General features: G+C 39.0%; 23 protein-coding genes. 12 read left to right on the top strand and 11 right to left on the bottom strand.

The genetic code is table 11. The features are described 5' to 3' along the window. Positions 1-109 precede the first annotated feature (109 nt). From Q8M41_RS10985 to Q8M41_RS10965, 5 genes are all read left to right on the top strand, one after another. Positions 110-571, top strand: a complete 462-nt coding sequence (locus Q8M41_RS10985) for a MaoC family dehydratase (protein ID WP_305365321.1) — start codon at positions 110-112, stop codon at positions 569-571. Between the two features lie 200 nt (positions 572-771). Next, on the top strand, positions 772-1,005 hold the full coding sequence (locus Q8M41_RS10980) for a PAS domain-containing protein (RefSeq protein WP_305365320.1): 234 nt from the start codon (positions 772-774) through the stop codon (positions 1,003-1,005). Continuing rightward, complete coding sequence (locus Q8M41_RS10975) at positions 989-1,576, top strand: PAS domain-containing protein (RefSeq protein ID WP_305365319.1); 588 nt, start codon at positions 989-991, stop codon at positions 1,574-1,576. The genes Q8M41_RS10980 and Q8M41_RS10975 overlap by 17 nt, the downstream gene beginning before the upstream one ends. Before the next feature lie 47 nt (positions 1,577-1,623). After that, the gene (locus Q8M41_RS10970; RefSeq protein WP_305365318.1) at positions 1,624-2,271 is read left to right on the top strand and encodes an ATP-binding protein; all 648 of its coding nucleotides are present in this window, start codon (positions 1,624-1,626) and stop codon (positions 2,269-2,271) included. A 167-nt stretch (positions 2,272-2,438) separates the two neighbouring features. Further along, positions 2,439-3,701, top strand: a complete 1,263-nt coding sequence (locus Q8M41_RS10965) for a TCR/Tet family MFS transporter (protein ID WP_305365317.1) — start codon at positions 2,439-2,441, stop codon at positions 3,699-3,701. Between the two features lie 21 nt (positions 3,702-3,722). Here the strand turns inward: Q8M41_RS10965 and Q8M41_RS10960 are convergent, their stop codons facing one another. Then, positions 3,723-4,316: a hypothetical protein gene (locus Q8M41_RS10960; RefSeq protein WP_305365316.1), complete on the bottom strand. Its 594-nt coding sequence runs from the start codon at positions 4,314-4,316 to the stop codon at positions 3,723-3,725. A gap of 74 nt (positions 4,317-4,390) precedes the next feature. Beyond that, the gene (locus Q8M41_RS10955; RefSeq protein ID WP_305365315.1) at positions 4,391-5,233 is read right to left on the bottom strand and encodes a S1 RNA-binding domain-containing protein; all 843 of its coding nucleotides are present in this window, start codon (positions 5,231-5,233) and stop codon (positions 4,391-4,393) included. 171 nt (positions 5,234-5,404) lie between these two features. Between Q8M41_RS10955 and Q8M41_RS10950 the strand changes: the two genes are divergently transcribed. The 3 genes from Q8M41_RS10950 to Q8M41_RS10940 all read left to right on the top strand — a co-directional run bounded on the left by Q8M41_RS10950 (position 5,405) and on the right by Q8M41_RS10940 (position 9,099). Then, complete coding sequence (locus Q8M41_RS10950; protein WP_305365314.1) at positions 5,405-6,166, top strand: DUF2490 domain-containing protein; 762 nt, start codon at positions 5,405-5,407, stop codon at positions 6,164-6,166. Positions 6,167-6,203: 37 nt separating this feature from the next. Next, positions 6,204-8,399 (top strand): radical SAM protein, encoded by a 2,196-nt coding sequence (locus Q8M41_RS10945; RefSeq protein WP_305365313.1) that lies wholly within the window; start codon positions 6,204-6,206, stop codon positions 8,397-8,399. A gap of 172 nt (positions 8,400-8,571) precedes the next feature. Then, the gene (locus Q8M41_RS10940) at positions 8,572-9,099 is read left to right on the top strand and encodes a transposase (RefSeq protein ID WP_305365312.1); all 528 of its coding nucleotides are present in this window, start codon (positions 8,572-8,574) and stop codon (positions 9,097-9,099) included. A gap of 70 nt (positions 9,100-9,169) precedes the next feature. Here Q8M41_RS10940 and Q8M41_RS10935 read toward each other — a convergent pair whose 3' ends face one another. After that, entirely contained in the window at positions 9,170-10,723 is a 1,554-nt protein-coding gene (locus Q8M41_RS10935; protein ID WP_305365311.1) for a M20/M25/M40 family metallo-hydrolase, read from the bottom strand. A 229-nt stretch (positions 10,724-10,952) separates the two neighbouring features. On the opposite strand from Q8M41_RS10935, the gene Q8M41_RS10930 reads away from it, so the two are divergent. Further along, entirely contained in the window at positions 10,953-12,092 is a 1,140-nt protein-coding gene (locus Q8M41_RS10930; protein ID WP_305365310.1) for a carbohydrate-binding family 9-like protein, read from the top strand. A gap of 20 nt (positions 12,093-12,112) precedes the next feature. Here Q8M41_RS10930 and Q8M41_RS10925 read toward each other — a convergent pair whose 3' ends face one another. Then, positions 12,113-12,868, bottom strand: coding sequence for a YdcF family protein (locus Q8M41_RS10925; RefSeq protein ID WP_305365309.1), 756 nt, complete (start codon positions 12,866-12,868; stop codon positions 12,113-12,115). A gap of 267 nt (positions 12,869-13,135) precedes the next feature. Between Q8M41_RS10925 and Q8M41_RS10920 the strand changes: the two genes are divergently transcribed. Continuing rightward, positions 13,136-14,071 (top strand): type IX secretion system membrane protein PorP/SprF, encoded by a 936-nt coding sequence (locus Q8M41_RS10920; RefSeq protein WP_305365308.1) that lies wholly within the window; start codon positions 13,136-13,138, stop codon positions 14,069-14,071. 52 nt (positions 14,072-14,123) lie between these two features. Here Q8M41_RS10920 and Q8M41_RS10915 read toward each other — a convergent pair whose 3' ends face one another. The 6 genes from Q8M41_RS10915 to dcd all read right to left on the bottom strand — a co-directional run bounded on the left by Q8M41_RS10915 (position 14,124) and on the right by dcd (position 19,929). Next, the gene (locus tag Q8M41_RS10915) at positions 14,124-14,405 is read right to left on the bottom strand and encodes an ATP-dependent Clp protease adaptor ClpS (protein ID WP_305365307.1); all 282 of its coding nucleotides are present in this window, start codon (positions 14,403-14,405) and stop codon (positions 14,124-14,126) included. Positions 14,406-14,460: 55 nt separating this feature from the next. Further along, the gene (locus tag Q8M41_RS10910) at positions 14,461-14,847 is read right to left on the bottom strand and encodes a RidA family protein (RefSeq protein ID WP_305365306.1); all 387 of its coding nucleotides are present in this window, start codon (positions 14,845-14,847) and stop codon (positions 14,461-14,463) included. A gap of 16 nt (positions 14,848-14,863) precedes the next feature. After that, positions 14,864-15,760, bottom strand: a complete 897-nt coding sequence (locus tag Q8M41_RS10905; protein ID WP_305365305.1) for an SDR family oxidoreductase — start codon at positions 15,758-15,760, stop codon at positions 14,864-14,866. 1 nt (position 15,761) lies between these two features. Next, entirely contained in the window at positions 15,762-16,529 is a 768-nt protein-coding gene (locus tag Q8M41_RS10900) for an enoyl-CoA hydratase/isomerase family protein (protein WP_305365304.1), read from the bottom strand. 4 nt (positions 16,530-16,533) lie between these two features. After that, positions 16,534-19,245 carry a TonB-dependent receptor plug domain-containing protein gene (locus Q8M41_RS10895; RefSeq protein ID WP_305365303.1) on the bottom strand — a complete coding sequence of 904 codons (2,712 nt, stop codon included), beginning with the start codon at positions 19,243-19,245 and terminating at the stop codon, positions 16,534-16,536. A gap of 147 nt (positions 19,246-19,392) precedes the next feature. Beyond that, complete coding sequence (gene dcd / locus Q8M41_RS10890) at positions 19,393-19,929, bottom strand: dCTP deaminase (protein WP_305365302.1); 537 nt, start codon at positions 19,927-19,929, stop codon at positions 19,393-19,395. A gap of 70 nt (positions 19,930-19,999) precedes the next feature. Between dcd and Q8M41_RS10885 the strand changes: the two genes are divergently transcribed. Both Q8M41_RS10885 and lipB read left to right on the top strand, forming a co-directional pair. Next, the gene (locus Q8M41_RS10885) at positions 20,000-20,650 is read left to right on the top strand and encodes a 4'-phosphopantetheinyl transferase superfamily protein (RefSeq protein WP_305365301.1); all 651 of its coding nucleotides are present in this window, start codon (positions 20,000-20,002) and stop codon (positions 20,648-20,650) included. Next, complete coding sequence (gene lipB / locus Q8M41_RS10880; RefSeq protein ID WP_305365300.1) at positions 20,640-21,335, top strand: lipoyl(octanoyl) transferase LipB; 696 nt, start codon at positions 20,640-20,642, stop codon at positions 21,333-21,335. Before Q8M41_RS10885 ends, lipB begins: the two co-directional genes overlap by 11 nt. Before the next feature lie 23 nt (positions 21,336-21,358). On the opposite strand, the gene Q8M41_RS10875 is transcribed toward lipB, so the two are convergent. Beyond that, the gene (locus tag Q8M41_RS10875) at positions 21,359-22,117 is read right to left on the bottom strand and encodes a diguanylate cyclase (RefSeq protein WP_305365299.1); all 759 of its coding nucleotides are present in this window, start codon (positions 22,115-22,117) and stop codon (positions 21,359-21,361) included. Between the last annotated feature and the right edge of the window lie 60 nt (positions 22,118-22,177).

Raw genomic sequence — 22,177 nt, 5'->3', positions numbered from 1 at the left:
ATAAATATGCAATTTATATCGCGAAGCAAATTCCCTGTTTCAAACAGGGGGGTCATCGCTTAATAAACATTAACTTTGTAATAATTGATTAAATAAGAACTAATTTGCTATGCTTGTAATTAATAATTATACTGAATTTGAATCTTTTCTTGGCCAGGAACTGGGTGTTTCGGCCTGGCATAAAATTACTCAGGATCAGATCGGAAAATTCGCAGATGCAACTCTTGACCATCAATGGATACACATCGATACTGAGCGGGCAACCACTGAGGGGCCTTTTAAGGCAACTATTGCGCATGGTTATCTTACCTTATCACTGATCCCATACTTATGGAAGCAGATTACCGATATCAAAAACCTGAAAATGGAGATCAATTATGGTATTGAGAACCTTAGATTCATGCAGGCTGTGGTAGTGAGTAGTGAGGTAAGGTTAAGGGTAAAGCTGGCTTCGATAGCGAATTTAAGAGGTGTTACCAAAGCCACAATTGCTGCTGAACTTGAGATTAATGGCCAGAGCAAACCCGCATTCAGAGGGGAGGTGATATTTTTGTATCACTTTAAGGATTAAGTCCTTCGTATTTAACAAAAAGTCCCACCTCTGGCATGATTGCTGTTATAATAAGTTAAGGTTGCCAGAATTAGGTGGCAAAGGATATTTTATTAGCTTGTCGTACTGATAAACCTGATTGTTTATTGTTAAGATTTTAAGTCTTAATACTTGAACACAACAGGCTCAATATTGTTATCAAATAAAATCTGCCGATATCTATGAGTTCTCTAATTGATAATCTGACTAATATTATTTCCGCTACCCCAACCGCAATTGCTGTTGTGGATACTAAAATGTGCTATATAGCTGCCTCGCAGAAATGGGTTGATGACTATGGACTTCATGGAAAAAAAATATTGGGACGTTCACATTATGAACTTTTTCCTGAGATAGGTGAAGAATGGAAAGCCATTCATGCTGATTGCCTGCGTGGAAATGCACATAAAAATTAAAAGTATTCAATTAAATGACAGCAAAGAAAAGTATAAATCTATTATAGATAACTCTCTCAATGCTCATTTCCTGATTGAGCCTGACGGACATATTTTAGAAGCTAATAAAGCAGCCCTTGATATGTTCGGTTATACTGTCGATGAATTAAGGGATCTGGGCAGATCGGGTATTGTGGATACCGCTGATCCTAATTTAACCAAATACTTGAGGAATAGGGAAAAAGTGGGTTATGCAAAAGCTGAGCTTATTGGTATTCGAAAAAATGCTGAGCATTTTCCTGTTGAGATCTCCTCGATAATGTTTAAGGATTCGAATGGCACACAGCGTACCAGCGTATCCATGGTTGATATCACAGATAGAAAGAAGACTGAGGAAAGTTTACGTCTGAGTGAGGAACAATTCAGGAGTATGTTTGAGAACATCCAGGATGTCTTCTATCAAACCAACAAGGAAGGCATAGTTACTGAGATTAGTCCCTCTATAAAAAAACATTCTGGCTATGAGCGGGATGAGGTTATTGGCAGGCCGGTTACTGACTTTTATTATCATAAAGAGATCGCGATCGACTGACTGAAATCCTCAAAGAAAAGCGGGCTGTCAACGATTTTGAAGTACGTTTGAGAACAAAAGCCGGAGAATTAAGATATTCATCAGTCAATGCCCAATTAATATTCCGAAATTCTGAAGTGATTGGTACAGAAGGCAGTATGCGTGATGTTACTGAAAGGAAACTTCAGCAAGATTCTCTAAAGCAACTGAATAGTGATCTCGGACTGCTTAACGATCAGAAAAATAAACTATTGTCTGTTATTGCACACGACCTTAGAAACCCGATTTCGGGAAGTGTGGCCCTACTGGAGGTTGTATTTATGGATATTGAAACAACAAAAAGGGAGGAGTTGATCGAATATATGACAATGATTCAAAAGAGCATATTAAATGCCCATGAGTTGTTAGAAGACCTGTTAGAATGGGCTAGAATACAATTCCATTCAGTTGATTTTAACGTGACTTCAGTTACTGATCTTCGGGGACAGGTTAAGCATTGTCTTATTAAGTTAGCGCCAATTGCCGAAGCTAAGCTTATTACAATTAGTGATGAAACAGGTTTTACTTCTTATGGCACTTCAGGTGAAAAAGGAACAGGAATGGGACTGGGTCTATGCCGTAATTTTGTTGAGAAGCATGGAGGTAAAATTTGGGCAGAGAGCAAGGTAGGGGAAGGAAGCACCTTTTATTTTACAATTCCTGACCAAATAGATTGATGGTAATGCCCGATCAGATTTTTTTGATGAGTTTTATAATTTTCAGTAATTCGCCTACTCAATTTAAGGAGGTTTTTCGATAAATTCCTGGCAATTAAAAATTAATAATATTTTCTGGAATTATGTTTAAGTTGGCCTCCTGAAAAATCGTCTCTGAAAAGGAATCTATGGCTACCCCCCCTAAAGCTGCAATCAGTTTTATATTTATAACGCTTTTACTTGATGTAATCGGGCTTGGTTTGATCATCCCGGTTTTTCCTCAATTAATTGAGGAACTGATTCAGGGAAACATTAGTGAGGCTTCACAATGGGCTGGTTTATTAACTTTTGCCTATGCAATCATGCAGTTTATTTGTGCTCCAATTGTAGGCAATCTGAGTGATAAATATGGACGGAGGCCAGTTTTACTTTTATCCCTATTAGGCTTTGGAATTGATTATATTTTTCTTTCGGTGGCTCCAACGATCTGGTGGCTTTTTGTCGGAAGGTTAATTGCCGGACTATTCGGTGCAAGTTTCACTACAGCTACAGCTTATATTGCCGATATCAGTACTCCCGAAAACCGATCCAAAAATTTTGGTATGATTGGGGCTGCATTCGGTTTGGGATTTATTATTGGCCCCGGAATAGGCGGACTTTTGGGCGAGTTTGGCCCCAGGGTTCCTTTCATGGCAGCGGCAATTCTGACTTTCCTGAACTTAATCTATGGCTATTTTGTACTTCCTGAATCACTGGCAAAGGAACATCGAAGACCTTTTGAATGGAAACGTGCCAATCCACTGGGTTCTCTGCTTCAGCTTAAGAAGTATAAAGGTGTCGGCGGATTGATTATTTCCCTCATTTTTGTCTATATCGCCGGTCATGCTGTTCAAAGTACCTGGACCTTTTTCAACATAGAAAAATTCCAATGGAGCAATACCTTAATGGGTATTTCATTAACAGTCATTGGTTTGCTTATTGCGATAGTACAAGGAGGCTTAATCCGATATATTAATCCAAAACTGGGTGATGAGAAAAGTATTTATGTAGGATTAGGGCTATATTCTCTTGGGCTGTTCCTGTTTTCTTTTGCTACCGATGGCTGGATGATGTTTGTCTTTTTAATTCCGTATTGTCTGGGCGGTATCGCAGGTCCGGCGCTACAATCCATCATTTCTGGTAATGTTCCCAAAAATGAACAGGGGGAATTACAGGGAGCATTAACTAGTTTAATGAGCGCGACTTCTATTGTCGGGCCTTTACTCATGACCAATTTATTTGCCTGGTTTACAAGACCTGAAGGGGATGTTAAATTTGCCGGAGCTCCCTTTTTTGCTGGTGCAATATTAATGCTGATCAGTGCCGTAGTTGCTGCGAAAAGCATGAAAAAGGAAGCCTTCCTGAACAGAAAGACCATTCAAAATAAAGAACCACTAAATCCTGTTCCTTAAATATTAAAAGCAAGAAACCTCTCAGTTTTTAGGCGGAGGGCTAATCATAATATGTGCTCTGTGTGTTCCAGGATCCATAAGCCAGGGCATACCCGGAGCATCCGGTTTTAAAGGTAAGCCGGTACTTGCTGCTGTAGCGTATGGGGTATAGATTACATATCTCAGATAGCCATCTTTAACAGAACCTGTTTCAGCATTATAGTTTTCAGCCTTGGCGGTATAAACAAATAAACTTGCAGGTTGTTTTGGCATAGGAAACCACCCGCTTTTTGCTTCATGATCACGGATATCAGCTACTTCTTTAGGAGTCTTACCCTCTGCTTTTAAATCACGTCCCCTTTTCATAAAAGGTTCCAGATCCTGATGATAACAGGCTACACTTAAGCCCGGAATTTTCGGATCATCTGCCAAACAGATCATTTCATTGGTACCCTTTCTGAGTAGAATGAATTCACCCTTTGCAGAATAGCCATAAACACTAGAAGCTCCACGCTTGTCGGCAGGGGCAGCCAGTTCAGCTGTTTGTATTTGTATTGCAGCAGCAGGAATTGTGTTTTGTGCTCTTACTGAAAGTCCCAGACTTATAAGAACAAGGGATAATAGCGTTCTTTTCATTTGAATAGATGTTATGTTTACCTATTAATATTAATTATTTTTTTCGGGAATAGCAAAATTTGAAGCTTTATAGCTCAAGTGTTTTCTTTGGGGACTAGTTTTATCTCATGATCAGAGATTATAATCAGGCGTTCCTTATACAAACTCCCAATGGCCTTTTTAAATGCCTTTTTACTAATCTTTAATCTATTGTAAATATCCTCAGGCGAACTTTTATCACCCAAGAGAATTGAACCATTATTTTCCTGAAGATCAATTATCAGGGTATCTTTCAGATCAAGAATATGTTTGAAGCCGATTACCTGCAGGCTGAGATCGATTTTATTTCCTTCCCGGATCTTTTTTATAAATCCACGTTTCTGATCACCGGGTTTCAGGTCTTCAAAAACTTCATTCCGGTAAAGAAGACCCATGAATCGCTGGTTGATAATGGCACTGAATCCAAGGTCACTTTCATCCGTGATCAGCAGTCTTACCTCATCTCCCTCTTCAAAATCATGTTCATCCTGATTAATAAAATCACTCAGATATGAGGAGGCTGTAATGCGTTCGGTTTTCTCATCATTGTAAAGGAACACTACATATTTCTGCCCAATCTTCATCGGGCGCTTTTGCTCTTTGTTAGGCACAAATACATCCTTACCTATGCCCATATCCATGAACGCACCATTTTCATTTTCATCAACAACCTCCAGAAAAGCAAATTCATCAACCTGGGCTATAGGAGTTTCTGTTGTCGCCATTAAACGGCCATCGCTGTGGATATAAACAAAAACATGAAGGTTGTCGCCAATCTCTGCACCCTCCGGAGCATATACATAGGGTAGCAGAACTTCTTTCTCTCCTTCAGTCAAGATGAGACCATTTTCAGTCTTTTTTATAAATCTTAGCTCATTGAATTTGCCGATCTCTACCATGATTGTAATTTAATATTTTGCAAAGATACTAAACTGTTAACTATTGAATCCTGATGCCGGGGTTGATTAGTTATTTAACCTTAGCTGATTTCAGGTAATTTATTTGTTATCTGATACTTATCCTATTCAATTTTCAAATCCATTGATTATTTTCAGACAATATTTGCTGCTATGTTTCTGAGATCTGCTGGGATCCTTTTTAAGATTATATCCTTCGTATTAGTTTCGTATTCTGTATATGCTCAGGATTTCCGAAAAGAAGTTATCCGGCAAAGCCTTGCTGTTGCATCTTTTTCCTCTGATTTGGAATTTTCGCCAAAATGGTCATTGAATGTTGAAGTTCAGGAACGCATTTATACAGATCCTGTCAGACAATCGCAGATGTTCTGTAAATCACAGCTAGGTTTTGAGCCATTTAAAAATTTTAGTCTTAGAAATGGAATTGCCTATTATTTAAATTCTCCGGGTGATCCTGAGTTTTCAAGTTCATTAAAGGTTCCTGAAATAAGACTTAATCACGACCTGGGGTATAGTCACAATTTAGGATCTATTCATTTAAATCACCGTTACCGGATGGAAGAGCGATTCATCCATAAGAAACAGGATGATTCATTAATTGATGGATACAGATTTGTGGAAAGGATATCCTATATGTTAGCTCTTGAATGTAAATTAATCAACTCGAAAAATCATGATCACGAAATTTATCTTAAACTAAGTGATGGGATTTATGTCAACACTCATAAGGGCATACTTTTTAATTCTTTTGATCAGAACCGCTTTTATGCCGGACTTAATTATCAATTGGTCAAAAATCTGACGGTTGAGCTGGGTTATATTAACCTCTATCAGCAACGTATTTCGGGAGTCGAGTATTTAAATCGTAATATTGCAAGTCTAGGGATCAATCATAGCCTAAAATTGTATCATTAATTTTTGAGCAAAATATTAGGGTTTAAAATTTCAGGATTTGGCAACGAAGGTATTTTTACTAACCCCACCCTTTACACAGTTGAATACGCCATACCCTGCTACGGCATATCTAAAGGGTTTCCTTAATACGAAAAACATTTCATCATATCAGGCTGATCTTGGAATTGAAGTTATTCTGAAGTTATTTTCAAGCCCCGGATTGGAAGACTTGTTCAATCAGATCATATACACAGATACTATTTCAGAAAATTCAAGGCGAATAATTGCTCTCAAAGCACATTATATCAACACCATTGATGCTGTAACATCATTCTTGCAGGGCCATAATCCAACGCTTTCACACCTGATTTGTCAGGAGGATTTTCTTCCGGAAGCTTCACGATTTAGTCAGTTGGAAGATATAGACTGGGCATTCGGTACTATGGGTACCCAGGATAAGGCAAAGCACCTGGCAACCCTATACCTTGAGGATATTTCTGATCTGATTGTTGAGTGTATTGATCCCCATTTTGGATTCAGCAGATATGCTGAGCGTATGGGACGTTCTGCATCCAGTTTTGATGAATTATACGCAGCATTACAACTTGATAATACCTATATCGACGGAATCCTTTTGCGTATTCTGGAAGAGAGCATTACGAAGTTGAAACCTGAGCTTGTGTCGCTCTCAGTTCCTTTTCCTGGTAATCTTTATTCTGCTTTTAGGATTGCCCAATGGCTGAAATTGCATTATCCCGGAGTTAAGGTCGCAATGGGTGGTGGTTTCCCGAATACCGAATTACGTTCAGTTTCAGATGTCAGGGTATTCGAATTCTTCGATTTTATCTGTTTGGATGATGGGGAAGCTCCAATGGAGCATCTTTGTGAATATTTAGATGGGAAGCGTGGTCTGAATGAGCTGAAACGGACTTTTGCAATTGTCGATTCAAAGCTGAAGTATTGCAATGGCAGTATTTGTCCTGATTATAAGCAAGTTGATGTAGGTACACCTGATTACAGTGATCTGCTGCTTGATAAATATATTTCGGTTATTGAGGTGGTCAACCCAATGCACCGTATGTGGAGCGACGGGAGGTGGAACAAGCTGACAATGGCCCATGGCTGCTATTGGGGGAAATGTACATTTTGTGATATTTCACTTGACTATATTAAAGTTTATGAGCCTGTTGCGGCCGGTCTGCTCTGCGACAGGATGGAGGAAATGATAGCACAAACTGGTGAGCGGGGGTTTCATTTTGTCGATGAAGCTGCACCACCCGCCTTAATGCGATCACTTGCTTTAGAGATTATCAGGAGAAAACTGACTGTAACCTGGTGGACAAACATTCGTTTTGAGAAGAGTTTTACAAGGAATCTTTGTTTACTGTTAAAAGCTTCAGGCTGTATCGCAATATCCGGCGGACTCGAAGTGGCATCCGATCGCCTGTTGGAGCTGATCCAAAAAGGTGTAACAGTTGAGCAGGTAGCCAGAGTCTGTCATAATTTTACCGAAGCAGGGATTATGGTTCACGCTTATCTGATGTATGGTTTCCCAACCCAATCTGCTCAAGAGACCATCGATTCATTGGAAATGGTAAGACAAATGTTTGAGTCAGGAGTTCTTCAGTCGGCATTCTGGCATCAGTTTGCGATGACAGCTCATAGTCCGGTGGGGATGTATCCCGAAAAGTTCAAAGCTGAAAAAGCCTGTAGTACAAGTGGCAGCTTTGCAAATAATGATATAGTTCACATTGATAAAAGTGGAACTGATCATGAACTCTTTAGTTATGGTTTAAAGAAGTCATTGTTTAATTACATGCATGGAATCTGTTTTGATTACCCTTTGCAGGAATGGTTTGAACATAAGGTACCAAAGACGAAGGTTGATCCTGAATTTATTATAAAGTCTCTTTCTAAGGAAGAGTCATTCCTGCTTAAACCTGATGCAAAAATAGTTTGGCTCGGGACAAAGCCTGTAATCGATTATTTTACAAAAAGTAAAAAGGGCAGGCAATGGGAAATGGCCGGGTTAAAATTCTTTGAAAAGAAGGGGAGTTTTAGCATTCAGGTCGAAATAGATCAGGCTGATTGGCTGATTAAATTTCTGACTCTTGCAGGTCCTGAAAATGCAGAACTGATGACCTTTAAAAAGGCAAAAATGGATTTTGAAACTTACTTAGAAGTAGATTTTGAACCATTTTGGTATGGAAAGGCAATAAATAGTTTGAGGCAAAAGGGTTTACTGGTATTATAATCGATAAGCTGTTCGACATGTTCCGCAGGGCATGTCGAATTAACAGATAAAGCGGGTTTGAAACCCGCTTGAATTTTATGAATTTTTATCGAAAGATTTCAAAAATAAACCGTTAACTAATTAGATCAATACAGTAGTACATAGCCCCTGTAATTAATTTCCATATTCGATTATGGGATTAAGTTATACAATTAAAAATCAACATGCCCCGCACTTTATAACATGTACGGTACATCAATGGGTTGATGTTTTTACAAGAGCAGAATATGTTAATATTTTACTTGATAGTATTAGATATTGTCAGCAGCATAAGGGCTTAGAGGTTCACTCATGGGTGATAATGAGTAACCATTTTCATATGGTTTTAAGCAGTAGGAAATCAAACTTAAGTGATATTATCAGAGATCTGAAGAAATATACATCCAAAAAAATTTATGAAGCCATTAAGCAAAATCCAGCGGAAAGTCGTAAAAAATGGATGTTATGGTTGCTAAATAAGGATGGCAATATATGGTTTTGGGAAGAAGGGTATCATGGTGAGGAAATTTATTCGGAGGATTTTTTTATTGTCAAATTAAATTACATTCATCTAAATCCTGTACGCGCATTTCTGGTCGAAAAAGAAGAGGAATATTTGTATAGTAGTTGTGGTGATTATTATGGAACTAGAAAAGGACTACTTGACCTGGTATTTTTGTGAATATGTGGATTAAAAATCCACCCTTATCTAAGTATTCGACATGCCCTGCAGAACATGTCGAACAGCTTATTTAATTTACACCACCCTTACGAGTTGGGCTGCGTTGTGCAGGCCATGATATTGGCTGGCCGGTTCTTTGACTAACAGGGAGAATACTTTTTTCGCGGGATGCCGGTGTTGGATCTTCACTTGCTTTGTAGGCCATTATTGCTGTTAGAATTGCATTTTTCTGAACATCATCAAATACAATCTTATCGTAAGTATCACGGTTGGTATGCCAGGTATAAGTTCTATAAGCCCAGCTTAAGGAGCTTAATGAAAATGCAGGAACACCTGCAGCTACGAAAGATGCATAATCAGATCCGCCACCACCGGGAGTGCCGGGGAAGTTAGTTTTAATCTCTGATCTGATTTCATCAGGTACTGCCTGTAACCATTTGCCTAAATAACTGTAAGCGTGTAAAAATCCCTGACCCGAAAGATCAACAACCCTTCCGGTTCCGTTATCCTGATTGAACAAAGCCTGAATATTCCGGACGATATCCGGGTGGTCCTCAACGAATGCTCTGGATCCATTTAATCCTTGTTCTTCACTACCCCAATGCCCAACAAGAATAGTCCTCTTTGGATTCGGATAAACTTTTTTGAGGATTCTCATTGCTTCAAGCATGGTTATTGTTCCGGTAGCATTATCTGTAGCGCCTGTGCCGCCATCCCATGAATCGAAATGTGCAGAGAGTACTACATACTCATCCGCTTTTTCAGTGCCTTTGATTTCAGCTATCGTATTGAAAACGGGTACCATTCCCAGTTGTTTTGAGTCGGCACGTAAGTTAATCTTAGGAGTAACACCTGATTCTGTTAGACGGTACAGCATTCCGTAATCTTCAAGAGAAACGTCAATGGTTGGGATCTTTGTACTTTGAGCACCAAATATTTTATTTACTCCAAAGCCTGCAGACCAGTTGGAGGCAAAAATACCTGCGGCTCCCGCATTTTCAAGGGCTATTGCCAATGCTTTCGGACTAAGTCCGGTTTTGCTAAGACGGTTGCGCCATGCATTTACTGCAGCAGTACGCTCGACCTTCATTTTTTCAAGTGATTCTTTGGTAGCAAACTCTTCCCAGTTTCTGTCATCTCTTCCTGTAGGCTGTTGCATAGAAATCATTACGAATTTACCTTTTACATTAGGTAACCAGTTTTGAAATGCAATAGAGTCGGGAAGGTCGGCCAGAATAATTGTTTCTGCAGTAACAGTTTTACCATGGGTTGAAGCACTCCATGCAAGCTGCATTCCCTCAAGCGATTCAGTACGTGGGTGAATCATATCAATATGAGTTATACCTCGTTCCCATCCGCGCCATTCTCCCCATTTCTCATTTTTTGCAGGAATTCCCCAGCTTTCATATTTTGCAACCGCCCAATCGTGGGCTTGTTTCATTTGCGGTGTTCCAACAAGCCTTGGGCCAATTCCATCGGTCAGCTCATGGGCAAGTTTCTTCAATTGTGAGTTTTCACTTGCTTCTTTAATAATCCCTTGTACAACCGGATCATTATTTTGGGCGTATGTTATGCTCCCTGAAAATAATAGAACTATAGCTAAAAGCTTAATTGATTTTTTCATGAATTTAAGATTGTTTAAAATTGGTTCTGAACTGCGAAGATATTAAAAAGCAAGAAGAGTGAAAATTATACAAGCTTGAACATCAGTTTTTTGGCAGCCTTGGTTCAGGTATTTTATTCTTATTAATGGGATACCCACAATTGTTTAGAATGATTCATATATTTCGTTATAGTTCTGAATCATCAAAAATCTTCTTAATTTCCAATTCTCAAATTTGTAGAGTTAAAATATGGACATCAAAATTTTTTATCCTGAAAATAAATTTTATTTGCTGTTTTCAGGTCTTCTGACTTTAATGACTATATCTTCTGCTAAGGCACAGCCTAAATTTGCAGGAAAGGAGGATTTATTATCTACCCCAAAGAAATATACCGTATTCTTTAATTCCGAGTCACCAAAAATCGATGGTAAACTGGATGATAAGGTTTGGAAAAATGTGGAATGGACAGAAAATTTCAAGGATATTCAAGCTGAAAGAAAACCACTTCCAATCTGGAATACCAGAGCAAAGATGACCTGGGATAGCAAAGGTTTATATATTGCCGCTGAACTCATGGAGCCTCATGTTTGGGCATATTTAAAGAATTATGATGATATCGTTTTTTATGACAATGATTTTGAAGTATTTATTGATCCCGACAATGATACTCACCGTTATTATGAGTTCGAGGTAAATGCCTTAAATACTATGTTCGATTTGTTCATGACTAAACCATACCGTAATGGCAGCGGAGCAATGATCACGTATAATGCTCCCGGTGTGAAATGGGCAGTGGATGTTCAGGGAACAATAAATAATCCATCAGATATTGATAAGGGCTGGACTCTTGAGATGTTTATTCCATTTTGGGCAGTAAGTATCGCTAATTCTGCTAAAGTGCCAGTTGATGGTGATTTCTGGAGGATTAATTTTTCGAGAGTGGAATGGAAAACTGAAGTGAAAGATGGAAAATATATCAAATTGAAAGGAGCTGATGGCAGGAATCTACCCGAATACAATTGGGTCTGGTCTTCGCAGGGTGTGATAAATATGCATTTTCCTGAGCGCTGGGCTTATCTGCATTTCAGCAAACAAGTATCCGGAGATTCTAAAAATTCATTTACTATCCCTTACAGTGAAGAGCAAAAGAAGCATCTCTGGTATGTTTATTATTTGCAGCAGGATTATTATCAAAAAAATAGGGTATACGCATCCGATCTGTCTATGTTGGGGATAACTGAACTGATATTTCCTATTGAAGGGAAAGAAAACAAGCTTTGGATGGAAGCAGGTACACATCAGTTTATGGTCTTTATAAGCAGTGATGAGCAGGTTTACAGTGTAAATAACGAGGGGCTGGTACAATTGAGGAAACGGATGTCTAAATAATAACTTCCTATCCCTTCAAATTAATTATATCCCTGTAATTTATAGATTATAATCCCTGCAATCTCATGCATAAGGTTTTCCCATCGAACAATATTGCTGGTATTTGGGATAAATAGATCAGATGGAGTAAAACCCTGACCATGGTACATGCCATCAATTGGGTGTACATCAACATCCAAACCAACTTTCTTAAAGCATCCTTCTGCTCTTCTCATATGCCATGCCGAAGTAATCATGATAGCGGATCTTAATCCTGCTGCATTCATGATTTTTTTAGATTCAACAGCATTTTCGTAGGTATTTCTCGATACTGAGTCAATAATAACTACGGAGTCAGGTACATTGCAATTTTCTATTAAAAATGCTTTGGCGAGTGTTGACTCACGCGTATCATCTACCATACTTCCGCTACCCCCACTAATTATTATTGTTTTTATCCGGCCTTTTCTATATTGTATTAAACCCTCCGTCAGCCTGTCTGCACCCTCTCCAAAACTAAGACTGCCGCTTTCTTTATCCCTGGTCATGAAACCACTGAGAATTACGCCGGTATCGTAAATCTTCTTGTCATTCATGCTGCTTTTCAGTTCCCAATATTTAAGTAATTGATTAATTATAAATGGGTTGCTGAAGAAAAGAAGTAAGCCCAAAGAAGCGATGAGCAATTTTCTTCGCAGGGCTGGTTTATTAATGATCAATGCTATAATCAAAACACCTATGATGATGACTGTTGGTGAGATCAGGAAGGTAAGGACCTTTGATAAGTAGAAAAACATGTCTTTGAAATTAAAATGTAGCAAATGAAATTTTCGACTCAGGCAGACAAATTAAGAAAAAATTCAAGGATTTAAGTCAGGGTTAAAATTAGGTGAGGATTGGCATCAATATTGGAGAATCGTAACTATATACCTTGTTTAACGTACAAGAATCCATATTTCGGCCCTGAATTTAATGTTGGTTGAAATAATGCAATTGTTTTTTCTTCCAATTGCTAAAGGGTATAATTAAGGTCAGGGTCAGAACAATCGCTAAAAGCCGAATCAATGAAATTCCAGTCGCAGGAGATCAGAGTTGTTTTACTTGCATTGCTGCTTTTCATCAGTGGTACAACTTCTGTTTTTGCTCAGCAGAAGGCGATGTTTACACAATATATGTTTAACGGATTAATGATCAATCCGGCATATTCCTCAATAGATGATGCAATTAATGTCACAGCACTTGCAAGACAGCAATGGGTGGGATTTAAAGGTGCTCCGAATACACAAACTATTTCTGTTCATAGCCCGATAAATCAATCAGGAACATCAGCAGGCATAATATTTATGAGAGATCAGATTGGTGAAGTAATTAGTGAGAATGGCTTTTTAGGTACGGTAGCTCATAAGATTGCTGTTGGGGATAATACTTACTTTTCTCTGGGATTGAATGGTGGACTGGGAAAGTATGTGGGACAATATAGCCAGTCCGGGAGTCCTACAGCAGCTCAGGATCCTGTTTTTGCTGATCAGAATTCCCTGAGGGCGAATCTTGGATTTGGATTAATGCTGTTCTCGCAGAAATTTTATGCCGGTCTTTCATCACCTTTTTTTTATTACAGGGATTTAGGTACAGCAAAGCAATCTGCCACGGCATACAAACCGCATTATTTACTACAGGGTGGATACCTGATGGATCTGGGAGCTGATATTAAGTTCAAACCAAATATACTTATTAAATATGTAAACGGTTCTCCTGTTCAGATAGATTTGAATGCGAATTTCCTTTTTAAAGAAACACTCTGGCTTGGGGCTTCATTACGCTCTATGGATTCAGTGGATCTGCTTGCTGAGATACAGTTAAGTCCAAATCTGCAGTTAGGATATTCATACGATTTTACAACCTCAAGACTGGCAGCTGTTGAAAGGGGATCACATGAAATTGTGCTTAATTTCAGATTTTCTACCAGGAATTCGAGCTCAACCCCAAAGTGCTATTTTTGAGGGATTTGAAGGATGGGAAGATGTTAAGCAATAAGACCTGGATTTCTGTTTTCTATTCAACACTAACAGTTAAGCCTTCCTGCTGAAGTATTTTACGGTAAACTTCAACTTCAGTAAATGAACCTTCAAGGATTGTGCATTTCCCGTCATTATGGACTGTCCAGGCGATTCTTTCAGCCTGTTTTTCAGTATAGTCGAGGTATTTTACGAGGCAATGAATAACGTGCTCAAAAGTATTGGTATCATCATTCCACAGAATCAGGCGATGATTAACTTTTAACGCTGCTAAAACCTCCTCAAGCGTTAGTGTTTCTTCCTGTACCTGTGTTCCCATTTTACAAAAATACAGAATGGATACCGATTACAGAATGAATATTTTAATAAGTATATTATTGAATAATTGCCGATACCTCAATTTCTATGAGTAAATCAGGATGGATCAGGCGGCTTACCTCAACCATAGTTGTTGCCGGTTTTATAACATCGAAAAATTCAGCATGCGCTTTTCCGGCTTCTTCCCATCTGCTGATATCTGTTACATACATGCGTGTTCGTACTACATCAGTCATTTGGGCTCCGGCCTCCTGCAAGGCTTTTTCCACTTTTAGGAGAATAAATTTTGTCTGAGCGTACAGGTCATCTTTTCCGATCAGCTTATCTCCATCAACCGCGGTGGTTCCTGAAACTTCAATGATATTTCCAATTCTTACGGCTCTGCTATAGCCCACCAGATCTTCCCAAACGGCTCCGGAAGAAATATTAAAACGTCTCTGCATATATTCCTGAGTGAAATTAACTTCCTTTGGCCGATCGGGTCATCATTTCAAGCATATCCCACATTTCAGGTGTAATTGCTTCAAGTCCGTTGAATTGCCCAGCTCCCTGGAGCCATTCTCCTCCATCAATAGTGATCACTTCTCCATTGATATATCCCGAAAAATCTGACATCATGAATGCAGCCAGATTTGCCAGTTCCTGATGATCACCAACCCGTTTTAGAGGTACCCGGTTTTTGAAATCGAATTTTTTTGCCATATCGCCGGGAAGTAACCTGTCCCATGCTCCTTTTGTTGGGAAAGGACCTGGGGCAATTGCATTATTTCGGATGCCATATTTACCCCACTCTGCTGCAAGAGAACGGGTCATGGCTAAAACACCTCCTTTTGCGCAGGCCGATGGAACTACATATCCTGAGCCTGTGAATGCGTAGGTTGTTACAATGTTTAATATTGCTCCGGCTTGTTTCTCTTTGATCCAGTGTTTTCCAACAGCCATTGTGCAATTAGCTGTACCTTTTAAAACGATATCAATGATAGTTGAAAATGCATTTGGAGAGAGTCTTTCCGTTGGAGAAATAAAGTTTCCTGCTGCATTATTTAGTAAACCATTCACCTGACCAAAAGTTTCAAGTGTTTTCTTTAAAACCTCATCAACCTCTTCAGGTTTGCGAATGTCACATTTAAGGGGAAGTACTTTTGCCTTAAGTTCCCTGCCATCGGCAGATGCTTCTTCCTGCATCTCGGCAGCAGTTTTTTCAAGAACATCCATCTTGCGGCTTGTGATTACCACGTTGGCACCTAGTTTAAGAAAATAAGTGCTCATAGCCCTGCCTAAACCTGTTCCGCCACCGGTAACAATGATCGTTTTTCCGCTCAGGGCATCATCACGTAACATGGGTTCATTATACATATCAGGAAGATTTTTGTTGAAGATTTTGAATGATTGTTTTTAATATCGAACGTGTTGACGGCGACCACCATTGTTCAAGCATATGCCCAAGCATTTCAGTCTGATCAGCGCTTACCTTTTTAAGGAGTTCTTCTCGTATATTCATTTTGCTTTGTTGCCAGGTTTTACGTTCAAGCTGTATGTATGTCAGCATTTTACGCTCAGCGGCATGCAGGATACTCTCAGGGCTTACAACCTCGTCGACCAGCCCGGCACTCAATGCTTCCTGAGTATTCATCAACTTGCCTTCAAGCAAAGCACGATAGGCTGGAGCATTTCCAAGCCAGAATGCATAAAGATGGAAAATACTTTCAGGGACAATGATACCTACAGGTACTTCATTCAATCCGATGATAAACTTTCCTTCGGCCATTACCCGGTAATCACAGCAAATTGCCAAAACACAGCCACCTGCCGGACTGTGTCCGCTGATTGCAGCGATCATGGGTTTCTTGAATGAAACCATCAAGGTAACCAGGCTTAAAAATTCTACCCAAAATTCTTTGATCTGATCTTCATCATAACCATATAATTCGATAAGATCCAGTCCTGCTGAAAAGAAACCATCTTTTCCGGTTAGAATAAGTCCGGCGATAGAATCATCATTTTCGATATTTCTTATCATTTGATGCAGTTCAGAAACCATTTCTGAATTTATAGCATTTGAACGACCGCGATCCAGCGAAAGCACGGCAATTTTATCTTTAATCCTGATTTTTATTGTATTCATCTTTCTATTTGACGCTATATCTGAAAACCTTTCTTCCTATCGATCCATTGATATTTATCCCTTCAACAATTGCTTTATAATTACCTGCTCCATCAGAATTGAAGAATTCAATAGTTGCTTTACCTGTAGTATCACTTATAACATTTGGATTCCAGTAAATAGTAGTCCGCAGATCAGGAATCTTGGCATTAATCGCAGGATCTGCATAGTTGGGTGAATAAAACTCCCTTGCCTTAAAGAATCCCTGAGGTTTATAACTCATTATTCCGGGCGAATAAGACCTGTAATTATTGTTATTATCACCCCGTTTGGTAGTTATGATGAGTACACCACCTCCGCCCATTGAGCCATAAATAGCACTGTTTGCACCGCTTTTGAGCACTTCAACGGTTTCCACATCCTGTACGTTAATGACTGATAGAAATTCAGGACCCAAAAAGGCCCCATCCACAACTACCTGCATAGGTATCGGCCCTCTGAATGAAGAGCCCATATTTCTCATCAGATAGGCCATGCCATCCCTGATAATTAAACCGGCAACTCTTCCCTGCAGGCATATCGCAAGATCATAACAATTCTGAAGCTGGTCAGCCTTGATTACCGCATCAGCCCTTCCCGGTCCATTCAGATTCGAGGAGTATTTTACTTCCTGTTTTCGTTCAACTATTTTTACCTCATCAAGAAGGATATTTCTGCTAATTACACCATATCTCCTGAGTTCATCGAACTGGGTGCGACTATTCTTCAGGTAGGGAAGCATGGAGCGGTTAACGTTTACCTCTAGCATGGCTTCGTTTTTGTTTTTTGTAACCAATTGTGGTGGAATCCTGTCAAGCAAAATTTCTACATTTTTTCGGTCTTTTTCATTTCTTGCCTGGATTACGAATTTCGTGCTATCATTAAAAATCAGGTTATCAAATCTGAATTCTCCGTTTACATTAGTAATTGTGTCCAGCATAAAAACGTTTCCAGATGCGGAGAATAAGGTAACCTTCCCCCCGATTACAGGCTTGCCTGTCATTGTAGTTACCTTGCCACTCACCTGCAAATTGGTTTCGGGCTGATAAACCAGGGTGGGATAATTGTCTGACAGCATATTTTTCCATTCAAACCGCCGCCAGCCCTGCGTGAGCAATAAGATATCAAGCTGCCTGATCTTATCTTCATTTATTTCATCAAAATAATAATTGGGCTGTTCAATAAAACCTTTCAAATCTGAACTGAGCAGAAGGTTTGACATTATAGTAGTTTCATCAGCCTCATTAAAGGGCACTTTTGATTCATCCAGAATCGCAATAGAAAAACTCCCGAGTGTAGGTTTACCCTCAGGGTCTCTTGTGTCCAGGGTCAATTTGACTTTCTCCCTTTTTTTATACTCCTGCTTGTCGCTGCTAAGCTCAATTTGCAAAAAGTCAGAATGATTTATAAATACAAGCCGCTCTGCAACGGGCTCATTTTGAGCAGAAAAGAGTGTTAACTGAAGTATTCCGGTTGGAAAACGCTTTTTCGGGATGCTTGCATTGAAGGTTTTTGAAGTGAGTCTATTTTTTGAAACAAAATGTACCTGACCGTTGCTTTGCGCAATAAGGGTAATTTCTTCATCAGGTTTGGCGGTTTCAGTTGTTGACACCCTGATTTTGAGCTCATCCGTATCGGTGTTACTCACGGATAAAACATATCCGCTCGCTTTTACCTTTGGCAGGGGATAAGTCTTTTCTGACCCATCTTCAAAAATAATATGTGCAGCATAGTTATCAGTAATTTCAGGTATTAATCTAACGTGGCCCATTCCTGCATGTTCCGATTTAAAATCAGCCATTCGGACATTATTTTGATTGCTGATATAACCACTGACATTGATTCCAAGTCCGTCTGAACTCACCGCCTTAAATCCAATTCTTGAACTGAGTCCATTCACCAGATCCCCGCTTTCGGGAAAGAACTGAACAACAGATTCATTGGATGTTGATTTTACCGGAAAGTTTTTATTAGCACTGTTCTTATCATCCAGACGGATAGTTGTACTGATTCTTCCAGACTTTAATATGAAAGGCTGGTTGTTTACAAAACTGACCTGAAGATTTCCCATTGCATCAGTAATGCCTTTTCCTTTCAAAATACTTCTGAAATCCAGTTCAACATAATAGCTAACCTCTTTATTAGCGAGCGGCTGGCCGGCCATATCGCTATAATTGATTTTGGCTAATACTTTTTGTCCGCGCGGATCTTTGCTGTAAGAATAGTCAACCTGAGTTAACACACTATTAGAAATAGAATTACCTATGGTAATGGTTTTATCAAAGAAGTATTCTTCTCCAAAATTTCGCATCCATGTAGTATATGCCCGTATTCGGTAATTACCTTCTCTCAGTGAGTCAGTAAGCGCAAAATCCCCCCAGGTTAATCCCAATTCCAATGGAATTTTCAGAGACTTCTTAATTGAATCCTTGTCGTTGATCAATTCTACATATAAGATCCTGCTCAGGGTAGACAATTCATTTTTCTCAGCGTTAACCACGTATGCTTTAAACCAGATATTATCACCAATTGCATAATAAGGTTTGTCAAGATGCAAATGGACCTTCTCCTGCGGGTATTTCAGTCTGTATTTTTCTATCTGAGTAAGAATCTTCTTCAGGGGCTCATCATCAATGATAAATCCCAACATTGTTGCTGAGAATAATATAGAAAATATGATAATGAAATATTTTTTCATAAAGATTGTCCTGAATAAAAAATCTAATGCCGGTACAATTGTAAGCCTGGTTCAACCAGAAAAATTGGTGCCAGTAAAAATTTAAGCCTCAGTTTTTAAATTGAGGCTTAACTATGTATAATATACGATTTATTTTCCTGCTGATGCTCAGAAGGAATTCTTCCACATCATACTTTCAACGGGTTTTGTGGTCTTATTGTTGTATTTGGCATTGAGTTTCGTATTGTACATGGTCTCCACATCGCCATCAACTACAAAATAGATTAATTGTCCGATAGGCATACCGGCATAAATCTTAACCGGTTGTGTACATGATATTTCCAGGGTCCAGGTATTACAGAAACCCACATCCCCTTTTCCGGCGGTTGCATGGATGTCTATTCCAAGTCTGCCGGTACTTGATTTTCCTTCCAGAAATGGCACATGCCTGTGAGTTTCAGTATATTCCAGAGTAACTCCAAGATACAAGGTGTTGGGTTGAAGTACAAAACCATCCTTAGGAATCTCATAATGATCGATCTCATTATGAAGTTTAGCATCGAGAACCCTGGTTCTGTATGTTGCCAGGTATTTCCCCAGATGAACATCATAAGAATTGGTACCTAAGCACTCCTTTTTGAAGGGTTCAATAATTATATTTCCTCTTTCAATTTCTTCCAGAATGAGTTTATCAGAAAGTATCATAAATAAGCATAAGATTTAGCCTAAATTATGATTAATTTGAGATAGTTTTGCAGGTATTTTATTTTTAAGAATGGCTCTTGCTTACCATCGGGAAATTGACCGCAATACATCTTTTGCAATCTGGAAGATCGAAGAAAGTGCAGATGAATTGCTGGCTCAGTTACAGTTGAAGGAACATGAATTATCTTATCTGGATACGCTGATTAACGGCAAACGTAATATGCATTGGCTCAGCACCCGTGTTCTGCTTCGCAGGATGATGGATACTGATAATTATATTGACTGCAAGGTAGATTCAAGTGGTAAACCTTATTTAAGTAATTTCCCCCACCATATTTCCCTGAGCCATTCTTATGATTATGCTGCCGTGATGGTTAGTAAGAGTAAGGCAGTAGGAATAGACATCGAACTTGTTAAAGATAAGATCGAACGAATAGCCCACAAGTTCCTGAGTAAGGAGGAGCTTGATTTTATTCAGGATAAAGATCGGATTGATCAGCTATACGTAACCTGGTGTGCAAAAGAGGCTATTTATAAGCTTCATGGTAAAAGGAATATTAGTTTTCTGGAGCATATAAAGCTTGAGCCCTTTGAATATGAAGGCAGTGGATCTTTTGATGCCATGCTTAATACGGGTAACCGGCATAGGCAATTCAAAGTGCATTACGAGAAATTTGATGGGTATATGATCGGATTTGTTGCAGATGATAATGAAGAATAAGAAGGTTATATTTCAGGATTGGGGTTTGCTTGATTACCAGCAGGCCTGGGACAGGCAGGAGCAGGTTTTTGCAGAAACGGTTCAGGCAAAAACACAGAATAGAAATAACAATACGGATTATCCGGTTATTAACCATCTCATTTTCGTCGAACATCCTCATGTTTATACACTCGGAAAAAGTGGTAAGCCAGAAAATTTACTCCTCAATGAAGCCGGATTAACGAATAAACAGGCAACTTTTTATAAAATTAACCGGGGGGGGGATATTACTTATCATGGTCCGGGACAGATTGTTGCTTATCCAATACTTGACCTTGATAATTTTTTTACTGATATCCACCTGTATCTGCGCACTCTTGAAGAAGCTGTGATACTTACACTGGCTGATTATGGAATACAAAGCGGCAGGTATGAAGGTTATACCGGTGTTTGGCTGGATGCGGATAATGAGCGTGCGAGAAAGATCTGCGCAATGGGTGTTAGGTGCAGCCGCTGGGTAACCATGCACGGACTTGCGTTCAATGTTAATACAGATCTGTCTTATTTTAAAAATATTGTCCCCTGTGGAATAGATGATAAGGATGTTACTTCAATGGAAAGGGAGCTGGGTCATCCGGTTGATATTAACGAAGTAAAGGAGAAACTGAAGAGGCGTATTTCGGATTTGTTCCAAATGGAGATTTAAATGATTAGTATTAAGATGATTAACTAGATGTCTTCATCATTTTTGTGCTCTAGTTTGGACTGAAGCTGGCATAAATAGGTTGTAAGTTCCCTTGTAAAAGCATCTAACGACTTGATTGGTTCTTTTAAAAATTGGATAATTTCTTTTATTTCTTCCTGTGTAACAATGGTTTCATTAAGCAGGCTTGAAATTCCCTGTATTTGTGTGATAGGTTGCCTGACTTTATGGGATGTAATAAAGATGATCTCTTCAAGTCCCAGAATATATTCTTTGTGAGATTCTTCGGCTTTTTTCAGCTCAGTATTTGCAAGAATTAGTTCGGATGCTCTTTTTTCTTTTTCCTCGTTTTGAAATGCAAGTTCCTTGTTTGCGATAATCAGCTCTTCAGCTCTCTTTTCTTTTTCCTGGTTCTGGAATACAAGTTCTTTGTTTGCGATAATCAGTTCTTCAGCTCTCTTTTCTTTTTCTTGATTCTGATAGGCGAGTTCAATGTTTGCTATAATTAATGTGTCAGCTTTTTTCTCACTTTCTTTGTCCCGTAAAAGAAGTTCTTTGTTTGCGATGATCAGTTCAGCTGCCCGTTTTTCTTTTTCTTGATCCTGGTAGGCGAGCTCCTTATTGGCAATAATCAGCTCATCTGCTCTTTTCTCTTTTTCTCCATTTTGAAATGCAATTTCGATATTAGCGAGTTTTAATTTAGTAGCCAGTTTTTTATTGTCAGCTTGATAGATGGGTGTAACTACCTTGATAGCAGATCCTTTCGTTTTTTTTTGTTTTTCCATCACTAACATAAAAGTATTGGCTCAGAATTTCAGGACATTATTATTGTAAACCATTGGGAT

Source organism: Daejeonella sp. (assembly GCF_030684675.1).
In the GTDB taxonomy this organism is placed as follows: Bacteria; Bacteroidota; Bacteroidia; order Sphingobacteriales; family Sphingobacteriaceae; genus Daejeonella.
The sequence above is the reverse complement of the archived record's forward strand: the minus strand, read 5'-3'. Positions and strand labels throughout refer to the sequence as shown.